The organism is Anaeromyxobacter paludicola (genome assembly GCF_023169965.1).
Lineage (GTDB): Bacteria > Myxococcota > Myxococcia > Myxococcales > Anaeromyxobacteraceae > Anaeromyxobacter_B > Anaeromyxobacter_B paludicola.
Genome location: NZ_AP025592.1, coordinates 316,110 through 334,106, shown reverse-complemented (window position 1 = coordinate 334,106; position 17,997 = coordinate 316,110). Strand labels below are relative to the sequence as shown.

Genomic DNA, 17,997 nt, shown 5'->3' with positions numbered 1-17,997 from the left:
ATCTCGATGGAATTCACAGGGGAGCGGCTCATCCCCGGGCAGGTCGAGGGCGACCTGTGGGCCGAGCACTACTCGCGCTACCTCTTCGTCGAGCCGCTCGCCGCGGGGAAGCGGGTCCTCGACCTCGGCACCGGCGCCGGCTACGGCGCCCACCGGCTGGCCGGCGTGGCGGCCGCGGTGACCGGGGTGGACCTCTCCGCCGAGGCGGTGGCCTGGGCGTCCGAGCGGTACGCCGCGCCGAACCTCCGCTACCTCCAGGGCGACGCCCGGAGCGTCCCCCTCCCCGACGCCTCCTTCGACCTCGTCGTCTGCTTCGAGATGATCGAGCACGTCGCGGAGCAGGAGGCGGTGCTCCGCGAGGTCCGCCGGCTGCTCGCCCCGGGCGGCGCCTTCGTCGTCTCCACGCCGAACCGGCGCTACTACACGGACGAGCGGCACGAGGAGAACGCCTTCCACGTGCGCGAGTTCGACGTCCCGGAGTTCGACGCCTTCCTCCGCGGCTTCTTCCCGCACGTCGGCCTCTACCTGCAAAACCACGTCCCGGCGCTCGTCATCGGCGCGGGCGGACCGGCCAGCGCGGTCGGAGCGGCGAAGCTCGCCCGCGCGAGCTCGCCCTCGCCCGAGGAGGCCGCCGCCGGCACCCACTACGCCGTCGCGGTCTGCAGCGACGGGCCCGTCGCGCTCGAGGAGCTGGTCTTCCTGCCCGAGGGGGCGGGCAACGTGCTCCGCACGCGCGAGCAGCACCTCCAGCGCGCCCTCGCCGAGCTCGAGAAGTCGCGCGCCGACTTCGCCCGGGCGGAGGCCGAGGCGGAGGACCGCACCGCCTGGGCGCGGCGGCTCGAGGCCGAGCTCGGAACCGCCGGCGCCGAGGTGCGGCGCCTCCAGGGGGAGCTCGAGGAACGGACCCGCTGGGCGCAGTCGCTCGACGCCGAGCTCGGCCGGGCGCGCCAGGCGCTCCGCGCGCCGGAGCCCGTCGCCGCGGCGCCGCGGCGCTCCCTCTTGCGCCGCGCCGGGCGGGCGCTCCTGCCGCCCATCGCCGCCGCCGCCGCCGTGCCGCTCGCGGCCGGGCTCGGCGCCGCCGCCGTCGGGGCCGAGCTCGCCGGGCGCCTCCTGCCCCGCCGCCCGCGGCTCCCGAGCCTGGTCCCGCCCGACCACCGCCACGCCACCGTCCTCGTCCTCAACTACAACGGCCGCGATCTCCTCGAGAAGAACGTCCCCCACCTGCAGGCGGCGCTCGCCGAGGCGGGCGGCGGCCACCAGCTCCTGGTGGTGGACAACGGCTCGGACGACGGCAGCGTCGAGCTGCTCCGCGAGCGCTTCCCCGACGTGGACGTGCTGCCGCTCGCCCGGAACTGGTTCTTCTCGGCCGGCAACGACCTCGGGGTCCCGGCGGTGCGGCACGACGTGCTCGTGCTCCTCAACAACGACATGCGGGTCGAGCGGGACTTCCTCGCGCCGCTGCTCGCGCCCTTCGCGGAGGACCCCGACCTGTTCGCGGTCGCGAGCCAGATCCTGATGGCGCCCGGCAAGCGGCAGGAGGAGACCGGGCTCGCCCGCGCCCGCTGGGCCAACGGCCGGATCGAGTTCCGGCACGACCCGGTGCCGCCCGGCCAGGACGCCCGCCCCATCCCCATCCTCTGGGCCGGCGGTGGCGCCGCCGCCTTCGACAAGCGCAAGTTCGTGGAGCTCGGCGGCCTCGACCTGCTCTACGACCCGTTCTACTGCGAGGACTCCGACCTCTCGCTGCGGGCCTGGGCGCGCGGCTGGAAGGTGCTCTTCGCGCCGGCGAGCAAGGTCTGGCACGACCACCGGACCACCAGCCGCCGCGTCTTCGGCGAGGGCTACGTCGAGGAGATCACCCGGCGCAACACGCTGCTCCTCCACTGGGCCAACCTGCGAGACCTCGATCTCCTGGCCGAGCACGCCGGGGCGCTCCCGCGCATCGCCTGGGCCTGGAGCCGCGACTTCGGGCTGAAGGGGGTCCGCTCCATCGGCCGCGCCTGCGCGCGGGCGCCGCGGGCCCTGGCGCGGCGGCTGCGCGAGCGGGCCGAGGGGCCGAGCCTGCGGGAGATCCTCGACTGCACCGACGCCGGCGCCGACCCGCGGCCGGCGCGGGCGCTCCGGCCCCGCCGGGCCGGCGGCGAGCCGCTCAAGGTGACGATGGTCGCGCCGTACCACCTCTACCCGGTCCAGCACGGCGGGGCGGTGCGCATGTACAACGTGGTCCGCGAGCTCTCGCGGCGCGGCCACGCCGTGAGCGTCGTCGGCTTCGTGGACAACGAGGAGCAGCTCGAGGGCGGGCGGCACCTCCAAGAGCTCTGCGCCGAGGTGAAGCTCCTGGTGCGCGACCCGTCGCCGAAGCGCGGGGGGCTCCTCGACCCGGGCGAGGTGACCGAGTTCCAGCAGCTCGCCTTCCAGCGGCTCCTGGGCGAGCACGTCGAGCGGTTCGACCCCGACGTGCTGCAGGTGGAGTACACGCACATGGCGCCCTACGCCCGCTACGCGCGCGGCCGGGTGACGGCGCTCACCGAGCACGACATCGCCTTCATGTCGGCCTACCGCCACGCCCTCGCCGAGCGGGGCACGGTGGGGAGCGCGCTCGCCTACCAGCGCTACCTGCGCCTCTTCCGCTTCGAGCTCGAGGCGCTGCGCCGCTTCGACCTCGTGCTCGCGGTCACCCCGCGCGACGCGGAGCTCCTGCGGGCCTACGCCGGCCCCGGCGTGACCGTCTCCGACCGCGCCCCCACCGGCGTGGACGTGGCCGCCTGGAGCGGGCTCGAGCGCCGGCCCGACGGCCGCACCGCGCTCTTCGTGGGCAACTTCCAGCACCGGCCCAACGCCGACGCGCTGCTCCACTTCGCCCGCCGGGTGCTGCCGGAACTGCACCGGCGCGATCCCGAGGTCCGCCTGCGGGTGGTCGGGCCCCACGCGCCCCCGGAGATCCGGGCCCTCGCCGACGACCCGCGGGTCGAGGTGCTCGGGTTCGTCCCCGACCTGCGCGAGGTCTACGCCACCGCCGGCGCCTTCGTCTCGCCCATCCGCGTCGCCGCGGGGGTCCGGGTGAAGCTGATGGAGGCCTTCGCCGCGGGCGTGCCCTGCGTCTCCACCTCGCCGGGCGCCGAGGGGCTCGCGGTGGCCCACGAGCGGGAGCTGCTCCTCGCCGACGACCCGGCCGCCTTCGCCGAGCAGACGCTCCGGCTGCTCCGCGACCCGGCCCTCGGCGCCCGCCTCGCGGGGGAGGCCCGCCGGCTCGTCGAGGACCACTACTCCTGGCCCGCGATCGTGGCGGCCCTCGAGGAAGAGTACCGGGCCGCGCTGGCTCGAAAGCACGAGGGGAGGAAGACCGCGTGAAGCTCGGACCCTTGCAGTTCCTGGCGCCGCTCGACGGCGGCCGCGACGGCGACAAGGTGCTGGTCATCGGCTCGGGCTCCATGCCGCGCGTGACCCGGCTCGTGGACGGGCTGCGGGAGAAGTTCCCGAACAGCCGCCTCTCGGTGCTGGTGCGGCGCGGCGCGCAGGAGTCGCTCCCGCGCCGCGAGGGGGTGGAGTACGTCCCCAACGAGGGACCGAAGCCGGCGTTCGTCCAGCGGCTCCGGGCCGAGCGCTTCGACCGCGCCTTCGTGCTCCTCGCCGACGAGCCGGGCTACTGGAAGCTGAAGGCGCTCGCGCCGGCGGTCGGAGCCGGGGCCCTCTACGGCGTGAACGAGAACTTCGACTGGTTCCCGCTCGACGTGAAGAACTCGCACCTGCTCGCGGCCCACCTGCGCTGGCGCATGGAGAGCTCGCTGCGCCAGGCCGGCGGGCAGCGCTCCGGCCTGGTCTCGGCGGCGCTCAAGGCCCTCGCCTACCCCGCCACCCTCGCCTACCTCGTGGCCTACGAGCGCGGCGCGCAGCTGCAGGCCCGGGCGCGCGGCGCGACCCCCTGGAAGCGCGAGAACCGTCCCGGCGGCGAGCGGGGGAAGGCGTGATCGTCCGGGTCAAGGCGCCCCTGCGCATCAGCTTCTGCGGCGGGGGCACCGACGTGTCCCCCTACCTCGAGCAGCACGGCGGGGTGGTGCTGTCGGCGACCATCAACAAGTACGCCTACGCCTCGCTCTCGGAGCGGCCGGAGGACGGCGTCGCCATCCAGTCCCTCGACTACGACGTGGACGCCCGCTACGGCGTGGACGAGGTGTTCCGGACCGACGGCGAGCTCTCCCTGGTCCGGGCGGTGCTGAAGCGGTTCCAGCTCGACCGCGGCGTGGACATCTTCCTCCACAGCGACGCGCCCCCCGGCTCCGGCCTGGGGTCGTCCTCCACCATGTGCGTCGCCATGGTGGCGCTGCTCAAGAAGTACCTCGGCATCCACCTCGGCAAGTACGAGATGGCCGAGCTGGCCTACGAGATCGAGCGCCGGGACCTCGGCATCAAGGGCGGCAAGCAGGACCAGTACGCCGCGGCCTTCGGCGGCTTCAACCTCATCGAGTTCTCGGCCGCGCAGACGGTGGTGAACCCGCTCCGGCTCGAGGACTACGTCGTGCGCGAGCTGGAGTATCACCTCGTGCTCTGCTTCACCGGCCGGACGCGCCCGTCGGAGGGGCTCATCGACTACCAGGTCGAGCGCTACAAGCGGGCCGAGGCGGGGGCGCTGGAGGCGCTGCACGAGCTGAAGCGGCTCACCCTCGAGATGAAGGACGCGCTGGTCCGCGGCGAGCTCGACCGGTTCGGCCGGCTCCTGCACGACGCCTTCCTGGCGAAGCAGCAGATGAACCCGCGCGCCGTCCCCGACGAGATCAACCAGCTCTACCGGGTGGCCCGCGAGAGCGGCGCCCTCGGCGGCAAGATCCTGGGCGCCGGTGGCGGCGGCTACCTGCTGCTCTTCTGCGACTTCCGCAAGAAGCACCTCGTCTCGCGCGCGCTCGAGCAGGCCGGCGGCAAGGTGGTGGACTTCGAGTTCGTGGACCACGGCGTGCAGAGCTGGTTCCTCAAGCTCGACCAGGGGCGCCCGCCCGACATGACCCCGCGCGCGCTGCGGTACGCGAGGCCCCGGTGACGCTGCCCGCGGCGGTGATCCTGGCCGGAGGCTTCGGCACCCGGCTGCCGGAGGTCTCGGCCACGCGGCCGAAGCCCATGGCCGACGTCGGGGGGCGCCCGTTCCTCGAGCTCGTGGTGGCGCACCTGCGGTCCTGCGGGGTGCGCGAGGTGGTCTTCAGCACCGGCTACAAGTCGGAGGTGATCGAGGCGCACTTCGGCGACGGCGCCCGCTTCGGCGTGGCGGCCCGCTGCGTGCGCGAGCCCGAGCCGCTCGGGACCGCCGGCGCGCTGCGGCTCGCCCTCCCCTTCCTCGGCGACCGCGCCCTGGTGCTGAACGGCGACACCTACGTGGACGTGGACGTGGCGGCGATGCTGGCGGCGCACCTCGCCGCCGGGGCCGCCGCCACGCTCGCGGCGGTGCCGCGGGAGGACGCCTCGCGCTTCGGCCGGCTGGTGGTCGAGGGCGACCGGCTCACGGGCTTCGAGGAGAAGCGGCCGGAGCGGGCGCCGGGGCTCATCAACGCCGGCGTCTACCTGCTCGAGCGGCGGGTGATCGAGGCGATCCCGGCCGGCCGCGCCGTCTCCTTCGAGCGCGAGACCCTGCCCGGGCTGCTCGCCGCGGGCGCGCCGGTCGGCGTGTTCCGGCACGCGGGCGCCTTCGAGGACATCGGGATCCCGGAGAGCCTGGCGGCGTTCCGGGAGTGGGCGGCGAGTCCCGCTCGCGGGTCATGATCGGAGAGGCGAGCGCCGGCGCGGGCGCCGCGGCAGGCGCCGTCGCCGGCTGGCGGTCGCGGGCGGCGCTGGCGCTGCCCTGGGCCGTGGCGCTGCTGCCCGCCCTGGTGGCGTTCCGGTACGTGCGCGCCATCGCCACCGACGTCCCCTTCTACGACGAGTGGCGGTTCATCCCGCTCATCGAGAAGTGGCGCGCCGGGGCCCTCGCGCTCTCGGACCTGGTGGCGCAGCACGACGGTCACCGGATCGTGACCACCCGGCTCGCCATCCTCGCCTCCGCCCGGCTCACGAGCTGGAACATCCTGTGGGAGGTGTGGGGCGGGTTCGCCTTCCTCGCCGCGACCGGGCTGCTGCTCGGCTGGCTGCTCTCGCGGGCGGCGGGCCCGGCCGCGGGCCGTGCCTGGCTGGCGCTCTGCCCGGTGGCCCTGGCGTCGATCGTCTTCGGGCTGCGCCAGTGGGAGAACCTCATCGCCCCCTGGGCGCTCTGCATGTTCTCCCTCGAGTTCCTCGTGATCCTCACGTTCGCCCTGGTGCAGCGCGGGCGGTGGATCGCCGCCGTGACGTCGGCCACGCTCGCGAGCCTGACGTTCACCAACGGCTTCCTGGTCTGGCCGGTGGTGGTGGTGCAGGTGTTCCTCCGGACCCACCGCCCCGGCGCGCCCGTGCTTCCGGCGCTGCGCGCGACCCTCCGCCGCTGCCTGCCCTGGATCGCGACCGCGGCGGCGGTGCTGGCCGCCTACTTCTACCGTTACGACACGCTGCTGGCTCGCTCCGGGGCCGGCCCCGGCCCGGTGGCGCTGCGCTTCCTCGTCGCGCTCGGGACGGCGCTCTCGCCGGATCGCGGCGTGATCTCCGGAACGAGCGCGGTGACGCCCCTCACCGGCGTGCCGCTCTCTCTCGGTCTGGGCGTCCTCGTGCTCGCGGCGCTGCTGGTCTGCCTCGACCCGCGGCGGAGGGCCCAGCTCGTGGCGGATTACGATCTGTACGTGGCGATGGGCCTCTTCGGCCTGGGCTCGGTGGCGATGCTGGCGCTCGGCCGGTCCTCCCTGGGGCTGGGGCAGGCGGCCTCGTCCCGCTACACGACGTCCGTGACCATGGTCCTCGCCGCCGCGCTGCTGGCCGCGACCCGGCGGGGAGCCCGGGAGCCCGCGCCCCGTGCGCTCGGCTCGGCGCGCTGGGGCCTGCTCGCGTTCGCCCTGGTGGCCAACGCGGTCGCGATCCACCGCGAGCTCCACATGGCGAAGTTCCGCGCCGGGTGGCTGCACGGGTGGGCGGAGCGCGTCCGCGCCTACCGCACCCAGAGCGACGAGGCGCTCTCGAACCCGCACTTCCCTCCCGGGCTGATCCGGCAGTGGTCGGCCTCGCTGGAACGGCAGCGGCTCAGCGCGTTCCGCGGCGGTCCGGGACCGCGGCCGTGATCGCGCCCCGGCCACCCACCGGGTCCGGCACGGGTCGCCCCGCCGTGCTACCCTCCCGCCGTTCAGGGGTCGCCAGCGCCGTCCAGGCGCCTGGCGCGATCACGGAGAGCCGAGGATGAGCACGACTGCGCAGGTCCGCCAGGAGCTCGAGGAAAGCATCGCGGTGAAGCGCGCGTGGAGCGACGCCCTGTGTGCCGCGGTGGCGCAGGCGGCGGAGCGGGCGGCGGCGGCCCTGCGCGCCGGCAAGAAGCTGGTCTTCTTCGGCAACGGCGGCTCCGCGGCCGACGCCCAGCACCTCGCGGCGGAGTTCCTGGGCCGCTACCGGCGCGAGCGCGCGCCGCTCCGAGCCATCGCCCTCCACACCAACACCTCCGCCGTGACCGCCATCGCGAACGACTACGGCTACGATCAGGTCTTCGTCCGCCAGGTCGAGGCCTGGGTCGAGCCGGGCGACGTGGTCTTCGGGATCTCGACCAGCGGCGACTCCGAAGGCGTCGTGAGCGCGCTCGCGCGGGCCCGGACGCTGGGGGCGTTCGCCGTCGCGCTCACGGGCGAGGGCGGGGGCCGCTGCGCCTCCGCCTGCGACCTGCTCCTCGCCGTGCCTTCCCGGGCGACCCCGCGGATCCAGGAGAGCCACATCACCCTCGGTCACATCCTCTGCGGCCTCGTCGAGTCCTCGCTTTCGGAGCGCGCCGGCGCGTGACCCGCAGGGCCGCCTTCCTCGACCGCGACGGCGTGCTCATCGAGGAGGTGCACCACCTCCATCGGGCGGAGGACGTCCGGCTGATCCCGGGTGCCGCCGCGGCGGTGCGCCGCCTGCGGGAGCTCGGGCTCGCGGTGGTGGTCGTGACCAACCAGTCGGCGGTCGCGCGCGGGCTCTGCTCTGAGGAGGAGCTCGCCGGGATCCACGCCCGGCTCCGGGAGCTCCTGCGGGCCGACGGCGCCGACTGGGACGACCTGCTCTACTGCCCGCACCACCCGACCGAAGGTGTGGGCCGCTACCGGACCGCGTGCGACTGCCGCAAGCCCTCCCCCGGCATGCTGCTCGAGGCGGCGCGCCGGCACGCGCTCGACCTGGGCCGCTCCTTCCTGGTGGGCGACAAGGCCTCGGATCTGGAGGCGGCGCGCCGGGTGGGCTGCGCGGCGGTGCTGGTGCGGACCGGGCACGGCGCCCGGCAGCCACCCGGCACCCCGAGCGACGCCGTCGTCGCCGATCTGCCCGCCGCCGCGGCCTGGATCGGCGATCGGATGGTCGCGCCGTGAGGCCGGCGCGGCAGCTCGTCGCTCCCGCGCCGCCTCCCTGCCCCGCCCGTCGCGCGCCGCTCGTCCTGGCGAGCCTCCTCGCGCTCCCGTTCCTCTGGCTGCCCCTCCGGCACCTGCTGCTCGGCGTGTACGGCTGGCACTTGCGGCAGCCCTCCGTCGTCGAAGGGGGCCTCGAGGTCGCCGCCCTCTTCCTCCTCCTCGCGGCCGCCGTGTCTCTCTGGGGCACGCGGGCGCCGACCGTCGCGGTCGGCATCGCGGCCGCGGCGGCCTACCTGCAGCTGCGCGCCATGCTGCTCCCGGCGCTGGCCGCCCTGCTCTACGTGGAGGCGCTCGCCGGCGCCGGCGCGTGGCTCCGGAAGCGCGCCGGCCTGGCACGGACGTTGCCGGAGCTGCAGGAGGTCCTCGAGTCCTTCCTCTGCGGCGTCGCCGCCTGGACCGCGCTCGTCTGCGCCGCCTCCCTGGCCGGTTTCGGCAGCCTCGCCCACCTGCGGCTCCTGGCCCTCGCGCTCGCCGCGGCGGCGCTCGCCACCCGGCGGAGCCGCCCCACGATGACCGGCGCCGCCCTCCGCGCCTTCCGGCGAGCGCCCCGGCGCGAGGCGCTCCTGGCGGCCTTCGCGCTCGTCCTGCTCGCCATCCAGTTCGGCAAGGCCGCGGTCGCCGTGGACTACGACTCCGGCTGGTACGGCATCCGCCCCGAGCGCGTGCTGTTCGGACCGCGCTCCTTCTTCGACGACCTCCGGCTCGTCCACTTCGTCTACTACTACCCGAAGCAGTTCGAGCTGCTCGCGGCGCCCCTCGGCGGCCTCGGAAGCCGGGCGTTCCTCCTCTCCCTCAACGTGCTCGTCCTGGGAGTGGCCTTCGCCGCCCTGTACCGGCTCGGCCGCGAGAACGGCGCGTCGCGCACCGCGGCGCTCTGGCTCGTCGCGCTCTGCGGGACGCTCCCGGCGCTGTCCAACATGGCCTCCTCGGCCAAGTCGGACAACCTGGGCCACTGCCTCGCCTTCCTGGCGGCCCTGCACCTGTGGCGGTGGGCCCGGGGCGCGGGCGCCGCCGAGGCGCCCTTCGCCGCGCTCGCGGTGATGGGGATGCTCGGGACGAAGGTCACGCTCTACGCCTGGGCCCCGCTGCTGCTGCTCGGGTTCGCGGCCGCGGCGGCGCTCCGGGCGCGCCAGGCGGCGCGGCCACCGGCGCCGGGGCTGGCGAGCCGGCGCGGGGGCTGGCTGCTCGCGGCGGTGGGCGCCGCCGGGCTCGCCGGCCTGCTGCTGCGGACCTGGCTGCTCACCGGGGTGCCGACGCTGCCGTTCCTGTCCGGCGGCTGGCGGCTCCTCGGGCTGGCGCCCCGCTGGCCATGGAGCCTGCTGCAGCCGCCCGGCGCGCCCGGGTTCCACGGCGGCCCGGCCGCGCTCGCCCGGTACTGGTACCGGCTCCTCTTCGACCCTTCCGGCCTCGTGCACTACGAGATGGCCTGGCCCGGGAACGTCGCGCTGTTCGCCGCGCTGGCCGCGCTCCTCCTCTGCGCACGTCGCTCCTCCCGGCCGGAGCCGCGACGCTTCGCGCTCGGCGTCGCGCCCCTGGCGCTCGGCGCGATCGTGATCGCCACGGTGATCGTGAAGCACGAGGACGGCGGGTCGGACGGCAACTACTTCGCCGTGCCGGTCGCCCTGGCGCTGGTCGGGGCGGCCGGGCTGCTCCTCGAGGCGGGCGTGCCCCGGCAGCTCCTGGCGGCCCTCGCGCTCGCGTTCACCCTCGTCCAGCTGCCGCTCCTGTTCGTCTCGCACTGGTCCTGGCACGCCGGGACGAGCGCCTTCGGCCGCGCGCCGCGGGGGGCCTTCCCGCGCGACGCCGACCTCGCCCGGGTCAAGCTCGCGGAGGCGGGGGCGGCGCCCATCGCGCGCTACCTCTCCACGCACCCCGGGCTCCGCCGCTGCGCCGGGTTCAGCCGCGCCGGGCCGGGCGACGGAGAAGGAGCGCTCCGGCTGCTCCCCTGCCCGTACGAGGACTTCGAGCAGATGGGCGGGAGCTTCCAGGCGATCTTCGCGAGCGAGGACGGGTTCGAGCAGTACCTGGCCTGGGCCGGGCTCGACCTGCTCGTCGCCCCGGCGGCGCTGCTGCGCCCCGACGGCGGGCCCCCGGGCTTCGCGCCGGCGCGCGTGGTCCGGGCGCTCGCCGCGCGGCCGGAGGTGGTCACCGTTCCCTCGGGCCCGTACGTCGCGCTCGACCTCTCGGCGGCCACCTGCGTCCGGGAGCGGACCTGCCGGCGGTGATCCGGGAGCTCAGCGGTCCGCGGTCTCCGGGCCGGCGTGGCGGAACGCGCTCAGCCGGAGCCGCTCGAGGATCCGGCTCCACTCCCGGATGGCCTCGGGCGAGTAGTGGGGGTTGGCGAGCTCGGCGTCGGTCGCGGTCCGGTAGTGCCGGACCACCTCGGCCCAGCGCGCCAGCCCCGCGCCGCGGTAGGCGCCGATGGGGAACTCGACCCGGAAGGCGACGAGGTTCGTCGCCAGCACGCCGATCGCCGCAGCGGCGTGGAGCGGGCGCAGCCACCGGCGGCTCGCGGCGGCGGCGCGCAGCAGGAACAAGGCCGCCACGACCGCGACGGTGGCCCAGGTGGTGTACCGCGAGGAGAGGGCCTGTCCGACGCCGAGGTTCGAGCGCCCGAGCGCCAGGAGCAGGACGGAGCCGACGCCGAAGCCCGCGAAGGCCACCAGGAGGGGGACATCCCCGCTCCCGGTCCGGCGCATCGCCAGGATGGAGAGCCCGATCGACAGGAGCACCGCGAGGCCGAGCAGCGCCGCCGTGGGCACCGCGGCCGCGGGGTCGAACGGGAGCGCCCCGCCCGCGATCACGCCCGGGGTGTACGAGAGCGGCGTCCCGAGCGCGACCAGGAACCTCATGAGGTAGCTGGTCCTGCCGGACAGCTGCTGGGACGCGAGCTGGTACCCCCTGAAGTACGCCGCGCAGAAGATCGCCAGCCCTGCCGTCCAGACCGCCAGGGATCGCCAGATCCGCGGGGCCGCCGCGCGGTCCCGCGGCCACCATCGCTCCAGGAACGGGAGCGCCATGGCGAGCGGCCAGACCAGCAGGCAGTTGGTGAAGGTCAGCGAGGCCACCACCGCCGTTGCCATCGCGGCGGCGGTCCGCGGTCGCTCGCGCGACTCGAGCCAGAGCGCGGCCAGGACGAGGAGGACGCCGGCGTAGGCGGTGGCCGCCCAGGGCGCGAGCAGGTTCTCCCACTGCCTCAAGCTGAAGAGCGCCGAGAGGAACGGCAGGGCCGAGAGCAGGCGCCAGGCGGGAGGCCGATCCGGCGGCGCGGTGCGCCAGTGGCACCGGAGGAGGAGCCCCGCCGTGGCCGCCAGGCAGGCGAACCCGGCCCAGACCTCGACCAGGTTGTTCCACCCCGCGAAGCGGGCGGAGGCGAGCGTGACGAGCCGCGCCAGGATGACCCGGTGACCGTCGTGCTGGGCCGTGAGGTCGCTCCAGCCGAGCGTCCCGTCGGCGAGCTTCTGGAGCAGCGGCACGAAGCGCCACTGGTCGTAGTAGGGCACGTCCACGGTGGAGCGCGCGACATAGAGCGCCGCGCCGAGCGCGGGCAGGCACGCCACCAGGGCGGCCGACACGGTGGTCAGCAGCGTCAGGGCGCCCCCGCGCGCGCCGCCGGAGCGGCCCGCCGGCAGCGCGGGGAACCTGGGCGCTCCGCGCGCGGTCCGCTCCCACGTCGAGAAGCTCATCCCTCCCCCCCCTCCATCCGGCCGCGCGCCCGCCTCGGATGAGGCCGGTCCCGGCCCCCGTCCTCCGCTCCCTGGGCCACCAGCTCCCCCTCCGGCCACGTCAGGTCCAGGCCGGGGTGCCCGTACGGATCCCCCGCCTCGAGGAACGCGCGCCACCGCCGCCGGAAGCGAACGCCGTCGCGCCACGGGTCCACCCGCGCCCGCGAGGCCTGCTCGCGGTGCAGGAGCGTGGCGGCGGGCTCGTAGGCGACCCGCAGCCCCCGCTCCCGGGCGCGCAGGCAGAAGTCCACGTCGTTGTAGGCGACCGGGAGCCGCTCGTCGAAGCCGCCGAGCGCCTCGAAGACCTCGCGGCGCACCAGGAGGCAGGCCCCGGTGACCGCGCTCCAGTCGCGCGCCACGCCGGGGCCGAAGAGCGGCCCGGGCGCGTCGGGCAGGGCGCCGCGGAACGGGTGGCCGGCGGTCCCGCCCTGCCCCACGATCACGCCGGCGTGCTGGACGGTGCCGTCGGGATAGAGGAGGCGCGCGCCCACGGGGCCGACCTCCGGGTCCTGCGCGCGGGCCGCCAGCGCCGCGAGCCAGCCCGGCTCGAGCGCCTCGACGTCGTTGTTGAGGAAGAGCAGGAGCTCGCCCCGCCCGGCGCGCGCCCCCAGGTTGCTCAGCTCCGACCAGTTGAACGGGGCGTCGCGCCGGACCACCCGGTGCCCGCGGCCGGAGAGCTCGGCCAGGTAGCGGAGCGCCTCCGGATCGGCGCTGCCGTTGTCCACGAGCACGAGCTCGAACCGGGGCCGCGGCGTCCGGGCCTCCAGGCTCGCCACCGCCCCGCGCAGGAGCCCGACGCGGTCGCGGGTGGGGATGACGATCGAGACGAGCGGGTCGCCCCGGAGCTCCGGCGGCCGCGCTCCGGGAGCGGCTGGCCCGGACCGGTCCTCGAGCTGGAAGAGCACCTCCGGCACGCGCCCGATGCGGGCACCGGCTGGCGCGCGGCAGCCCGGCGACCGCGTGGGATCGCCGCCGAGCGCGGCGAGAAAGCTGCGGCGCGCCAGCCAGGCGCGGCCCACGTAGTCCACCGCCTCCCGGAGCTCCGGCGACCAGTCGGGCTTCAGCACGGGCACGCGCCCCGCCGGCCCGGGCTCGTCGTGGTCGGCGTAGCCGAGCTCGAGCCCCTCCTCCAGCCGGGCCACGAGCCGGAGCAGCGCACCGGGCCGGACGCGGTCGCCCGCGCGCAGGGCGCCCACCACCTCGCCCGCGGCGGCGGCGAGCGACGGCGCGAGCTCGTACCGGGGATACCCCTGCGCGGCGAGGCTCTGCGCCAGGGGTGAGCCGGGCGCGGCGTCGGAGACGATCGACACCAGCGGGCGCCAGGCGAGCCGGTCGAGCGCCCGCGCCAGGTCGGCCGGCCGCGGCGCGCGCGCCTCGAGCCAGCCCGGGTACTGCGTTGCCAGCGGAGGCGGCGCGCGCCGCTCCGCGCGCAGCGCCCGCCCGGCCAGGAACCGGGCCGTCCCCGCGAACCCCCGGCGGCGCAGGCTGTAGGCGAGCCGGTCCTGGGCCCAGAAGGCCCGGTCCAGGAGCCGCTCGAGGTTCATGTCGCGCCCGCCTCGCCCATCGCGCGGCGACATTACGGGAGCGGCCTGCGGGCGGCAACAAGGGTCGAGCGCCGGCGGCCATCTGCTACACTGCGCGCGCCTCCGAACTCCGCCCGGGACCGCGCCCATGCCGCTCATCACCGTCGTCACCCCCTGCTACAACGAGGAAGCCAACGTGGAGGAGGTCTACCGCCGCGTGAAGGCGGTGATGGACGGGCTCCCGGGCTACCAGTACGAGCACCTCTTCATCGACAACGCCTCCAAGGACCGCACCCCGGACCTCCTGCGCGCGCTCGCCGCGGCCGATCCGAAGGTGAAGGTCATCCTCAACGCCGGCAACTTCGGCCACATCCGCTCGCCCTACCACGGCATGCTCCAGGCCGAGGGCGACGCGGTGGTCTCGCTCGTGTCCGACCTGCAGGATCCGCCGGAGATGATCCCGGAGCTCCTGCGCCGCTGGGAGGCGGGCGCGAAGATCGTCGCGGCCGTGAAGCGCTCGACGGAGGAGGGCTTCGTCATGGCCCAGGCGCGGAAGACCTTCTACCGCGTGCTGGCGCGCATCTCCGACGCCAAGCTCATCCGGAACTTCACCGGGTTCGGCCTCTACGACAAGCAGGTGATCCAGCTCCTGCGCGGCATCGACGATCCGAACCCCTACTTCCGCGGCCTCATCTCGGAGCTGGGCTACGAGCCGGCCCTCGTCCCCTACGATCAGCCGCTCCGCAAGAAGGGGAAGACCAAGAACAACTTCTTCACCCTCTTCGACATGGCGATGCTCGGGCTCACCAAGCACTCGCGCGCCCCGCTCCGGATCGCCACCCTGGCCGGCTTCGGCATGGCGGCGCTGAGCCTGCTCATCTCCCTCGCCTACCTGGTGATGAAGCTGGTCTTCTGGAACGAGTTCCAGTTCGGCCTCGCGCCGCTGCTCATCGGCATCTACTTCTTCGGCTCGGTCCAGATCTTCTTCATCGGGATCCTGGGCGAGTACGTCGGCTCGATCCAGACGCACGTGCGCCACCTGCCGCTCGTCGTCGAGCGGGAGCGGCTCAACTTCGGCCCGGCCGGCGCCCGCGAGGGCGGCGGGGTCACGTCCCCTCCATCTCCAGCGGCTTCGCGAGCGGCTCCATCTCGGTGATGGGGCGGCCGAAGGCGAGCTTCGGGTAGACGTTCGTCCCGATCGGCAGGAGCACCTCGAGCAGCGCCGGCGAGGACGGGTCCGACCAGAGCCAGGCGAGCGCCTCGGCCGCCGCCGCGTCGCGCGCCGCCTCGCCCTGCTCCAGGGTCCCGTCGAGCCGCCGCGAGGGGAGCCCGTAGGCCGCCGCCACCCGCGCGAAGTCGGGAGCGTCGTAGCCGTCCACGGTGGATTGGTAGCGCCCCTCGAAGTAGCTCTCCTGGAACTGCCGGACCATGCCGTGGCAGCGGTTGTTCAGCACGACGAGCTTGAGCGGCAGGCGGTGCGTCGCCACCGTCTGGAGCTCCTGCACGTTGAGCTGAAAGCCGCCGTCGCCCGCCACGGCCAGGATCGGCCGGCCCGGGCAGGCGAAGCTCGCGCCCACCGCGGCCGGCAGGGCGAAGCCCATGGCGCCCATGCCGCCGCTCGTGAGGAAGCGCTGCCCCTCGGCGAAGGCGAGGCTCTGCCCGGCCCACATCTGGTGCTGCCCCACGTCCACCACGAAGGCGGCGGCGGCCCGGCTCGCCGCGCCGAGGCGGCGCAGGAAGCGGTTCGGGTTGAGGCCGGGGGCGCCGGCCAGCTCGGCCTCGTCCGGCCAGCGCGCCCGCAGCTCCGCGAGGTGGGCGAACCAGGCGGGCACCGGGCGCGGCGCGGGCGCCGCGGCGAGCAGGGCGGCCAGGAAGTCCTTCACGTCGGCGCAGACGGCGTGGACCCCGCGGACCCGGTTGTTCATCTCCCCCGGATCGCAGTCCACCTGGAAGATGGGCCGCCGGGCGAGCCCCTCGGTGTCGGTGCCGGTCTGGCGGATGTCGAGCCGGCTCCCCACCACGAGCAGGAGGTCGCACTCGCCGAGCGCGTGGTTGGCCCAGCGGTTCCCGTACGAGCCGATCATCCCGAAGCTCTGCGGGTGCTCGAACGGGAGCGCGTCGCGCCCCATGAGCGAGTGGACCACCGGGATGCCGAGCCGCTCCGCCGCCCGGGCGAAGAGCGCGCCGGCGCCGCCGCTCCGGATCCCGCCGCCCGCGAGCAGCAGGGGCCGCTCGCTCCGGCGGAGCGCCGCGAGGAGGTCGTCCACGGACGAGGCGGGCACCCGCTCCGGCCGCGGGCCCGGCCGCTCCCGGCGCGCGGGCGGCGGCGCCTCGACGGTGAGCCGCTGCACGTCCATGGGCAGGTCGAGGAGCACCGGCCCGGGCCGGCCGCCGCGGGCCAGCTCGAAGGCGCGCGCCAGCAGCCCCGGCACCTCCTCGCCCGCGCCGGCGCGCCAGGCGCCCTTGGAGATGGGCCGGGCCATGGCGACGATGTCCGTCTCCTGGAACCCGAGCTGGCGGATGGGCCGGTCGCCCTTGAGCTCGTGCCGGTTGACCTGCCCGGTGAGGAAGACCGCCGGCGTGCTGTCGAAGTAGCAGCTCCCCATCGCCGTGAGGAGGTTGGTCGCGCCCGGGCCGCTCGTGGCGAGCGCCACCCCGGGCACGCCGGTCATCCGGGCGTGCCCCTCGGCGGCGAACCCCGCCCCCTGCTCGTGGTGCATGCTGACGAGCCGCACCGTCCGGCGCAGGGCGAACGAGTCGAGCAGGTGGGCCAGCATGCCGCCGGCGAGCTCGTAGGCGCAGGTGACCCCCTCGGCCTCGAGGTGGTCCACCACGTAGTCGGACACCTTGTACTCGGCCATGCGATCCTCCGCGCCCGCGGGCGCGTCCGCCGGCCGCGGGTCAGCGCGACCGGACGAACCGGGTGAGCGTCTCGGCGATGTACTCCCGGGCGGCGGCCCCGATGCCGGGGTAGACGCCCCACCAGAAGCTGCGGCTCATGATGGCGTCGGTCTGGGTGAGCGGACCGGCCACGCGGAACGGCGCCGGCGCGCCCACCTCGCGGGCGTCGGCGGCGAGCGCGGTGATGGCCGGCTGGCGCACCAGGTTCCCGGCGAAGAGCATGCGGGTCTGGATCTTGCGGTCCTCGAGCTCCCGCACCACCTCCTCGCGGGTGAAGGGCGCGCCCTCGCGGACCGTGAGGAGGAAGCCGAACCAGCTCGGGTCGGCGCCGCGGGTCGGCTCGGGGAGGACGAAGAACTCCTCCAGCCCGGCGAGCGCCTCGCGGAAGAAGGCCCAGTTTTCGCGCCGCGCCCGGCCGAAGCCCTCGAGCTTCTGGAGCTGCGCCACGCCCACCGCGGCCTGCAGGTCGGTGAGCTTCAGGTTGTAGCCGAGGTGACTGTACGTGTACTTGTGGTCGTAGCCCGACGGCAGGTCGCCGAGCCGCCAGGAGAACCGCTTGCCGCAGGTGTTGTCCTTGCCGGACGGGCACCAGCAGTCGCGACCCCAGTCGCGGATGCTCTCCACCACGGTCGCCATCCGGGCGTCCCGCGCGAGCACCGCCCCGCCCTCGCCGGTGGTCATGTGGTGCGGCGGGTAGAAGCTGAGCGTGCAGAGGTCGCCGAAGGTGCCGGTCTTCCGGCCCTGGTAGAGCGAGCCGTTCGCGTCGCAGTTGTCCTCGACCAGCCACAGCCCGTGCTTCTTGCAGAAGGCGGTGACGGCCTCGAGGTCGAACGGGTTCCCGAGGGTGTGGGCCAGGAACACCGCCTTGGTCCGGGGCGACCGCGCGTCCTCGAGCCGGCTCACGTCCACGTTGTAGGTCGGGAGCGAGACGTCCACGAAGACCGGGACCGCGCCGTACTGCAGGATGGGCGCGACGGTGGTGGGGAAGCCGGCGGCGACGGTGATCACCTCGTCGCCCGGGCGGATGCGCCGCTCCTTCCACTCGGGGCTGGTGAGCGCCGAGAAGGCGAGGAGGTTGGCGCTCGAGCCGGAGTTGACGAGCGAGGCGCTCCGCAGGCCGTAGAAGGCGGCGAGGTCGGCCTCGAGCCGCTTCGCGTACCGCCCCGCCGTGAGCCAGAACTCGAGCGCGCTGTCCACGAGGTTCACCATCTCGGCGGCGTCGTAGACGCGCCCGGCGTACCGGACCGGCGTCTCGCCGGCGACGAAGGGCGGCTCCGACTCGAGCCGGAGCTGGGCCAGCTCGCGGACGCGCTCGAGGATCTCGGAGGTGAGCGCGCGCTGGCGCTCGGTGCTGCCCGGCTTGGTGAGGTCGCTCATGGTCTG

Annotated in this window: 13 protein-coding genes; 9 read left to right on the top strand and 4 right to left on the bottom strand. The window is 75.1% G+C overall.

Annotation, left to right across the window (positions count from 1 at the left end; all coding sequences use genetic code 11):
- Nucleotides 1-6: 6 nt before the first annotated feature.
- The 8 genes from AMPC_RS01525 (at nt 7) to AMPC_RS01490 (ending at nt 10,690) form a co-directional block, all read left to right on the top strand.
- Complete coding sequence (locus tag AMPC_RS01525) at nt 7-3,351, top strand: glycosyltransferase (RefSeq protein WP_248343787.1); 3,345 nt, start codon at nt 7-9, stop codon at nt 3,349-3,351.
- On the top strand, nt 3,348-3,968 hold the full coding sequence (locus AMPC_RS01520) for a glycosyltransferase family 9 protein (protein ID WP_248343786.1): 621 nt from the start codon (nt 3,348-3,350) through the stop codon (nt 3,966-3,968). The genes AMPC_RS01525 and AMPC_RS01520 overlap by 4 nt, the downstream gene beginning before the upstream one ends.
- Nucleotides 3,965-5,032 (top strand): GHMP family kinase ATP-binding protein, encoded by a 1,068-nt coding sequence (locus AMPC_RS01515; RefSeq protein WP_248343785.1) that lies wholly within the window; start codon nt 3,965-3,967, stop codon nt 5,030-5,032. The genes AMPC_RS01520 and AMPC_RS01515 overlap by 4 nt, the downstream gene beginning before the upstream one ends.
- Nucleotides 5,029-5,745, top strand: a complete 717-nt coding sequence (locus AMPC_RS01510; protein ID WP_248343784.1) for a nucleotidyltransferase family protein — start codon at nt 5,029-5,031, stop codon at nt 5,743-5,745. Before AMPC_RS01515 ends, AMPC_RS01510 begins: the two co-directional genes overlap by 4 nt.
- Nucleotides 5,742-7,163 carry a hypothetical protein gene (locus AMPC_RS01505; protein WP_248343783.1) on the top strand — a complete coding sequence of 474 codons (1,422 nt, stop codon included), beginning with the start codon at nt 5,742-5,744 and terminating at the stop codon, nt 7,161-7,163. Before AMPC_RS01510 ends, AMPC_RS01505 begins: the two co-directional genes overlap by 4 nt.
- A gap of 115 nt (nt 7,164-7,278) precedes the next feature.
- Complete coding sequence (locus AMPC_RS01500; RefSeq protein ID WP_248343782.1) at nt 7,279-7,866, top strand: D-sedoheptulose-7-phosphate isomerase; 588 nt, start codon at nt 7,279-7,281, stop codon at nt 7,864-7,866.
- Nucleotides 7,863-8,426, top strand: coding sequence for a D-glycero-alpha-D-manno-heptose-1,7-bisphosphate 7-phosphatase (locus tag AMPC_RS01495; RefSeq protein WP_248343781.1), 564 nt, complete (start codon nt 7,863-7,865; stop codon nt 8,424-8,426). Before AMPC_RS01500 ends, AMPC_RS01495 begins: the two co-directional genes overlap by 4 nt.
- On the top strand, nt 8,423-10,690 hold the full coding sequence (locus tag AMPC_RS01490) for a hypothetical protein (protein WP_248343780.1): 2,268 nt from the start codon (nt 8,423-8,425) through the stop codon (nt 10,688-10,690). The genes AMPC_RS01495 and AMPC_RS01490 overlap by 4 nt, the downstream gene beginning before the upstream one ends.
- 9 nt (nt 10,691-10,699) lie before the next feature.
- Here the strand turns inward: AMPC_RS01490 and AMPC_RS01485 are convergent, their stop codons facing one another.
- Nucleotides 10,700-12,151 (bottom strand): hypothetical protein, encoded by a 1,452-nt coding sequence (locus AMPC_RS01485; protein ID WP_248343779.1) that lies wholly within the window; start codon nt 12,149-12,151, stop codon nt 10,700-10,702.
- Complete coding sequence (locus tag AMPC_RS01480; RefSeq protein WP_248343778.1) at nt 12,148-13,734, bottom strand: glycosyltransferase family 2 protein; 1,587 nt, start codon at nt 13,732-13,734, stop codon at nt 12,148-12,150. Before AMPC_RS01480 ends, AMPC_RS01485 begins: the two co-directional genes overlap by 4 nt.
- A 127-nt stretch (nt 13,735-13,861) precedes the next feature.
- Between AMPC_RS01480 and AMPC_RS01475 the strand changes: the two genes are divergently transcribed.
- Nucleotides 13,862-14,869, top strand: a complete 1,008-nt coding sequence (locus AMPC_RS01475) for a glycosyltransferase family 2 protein (protein WP_248343777.1) — start codon at nt 13,862-13,864, stop codon at nt 14,867-14,869.
- On the opposite strand, the gene AMPC_RS01470 is transcribed toward AMPC_RS01475, so the two are convergent.
- Nucleotides 14,820-16,574, bottom strand: coding sequence for a thiamine pyrophosphate-binding protein (locus AMPC_RS01470; protein ID WP_248343776.1), 1,755 nt, complete (start codon nt 16,572-16,574; stop codon nt 14,820-14,822). The genes AMPC_RS01475 and AMPC_RS01470 overlap by 50 nt on opposite strands.
- Nucleotides 16,575-16,614: 40 nt before the next feature.
- Nucleotides 16,615-17,991, bottom strand: a complete 1,377-nt coding sequence (gene rfbH, locus AMPC_RS01465; RefSeq protein ID WP_248343775.1) for a lipopolysaccharide biosynthesis protein RfbH — start codon at nt 17,989-17,991, stop codon at nt 16,615-16,617.
- Nucleotides 17,992-17,997: the final 6 nt, after the last annotated feature.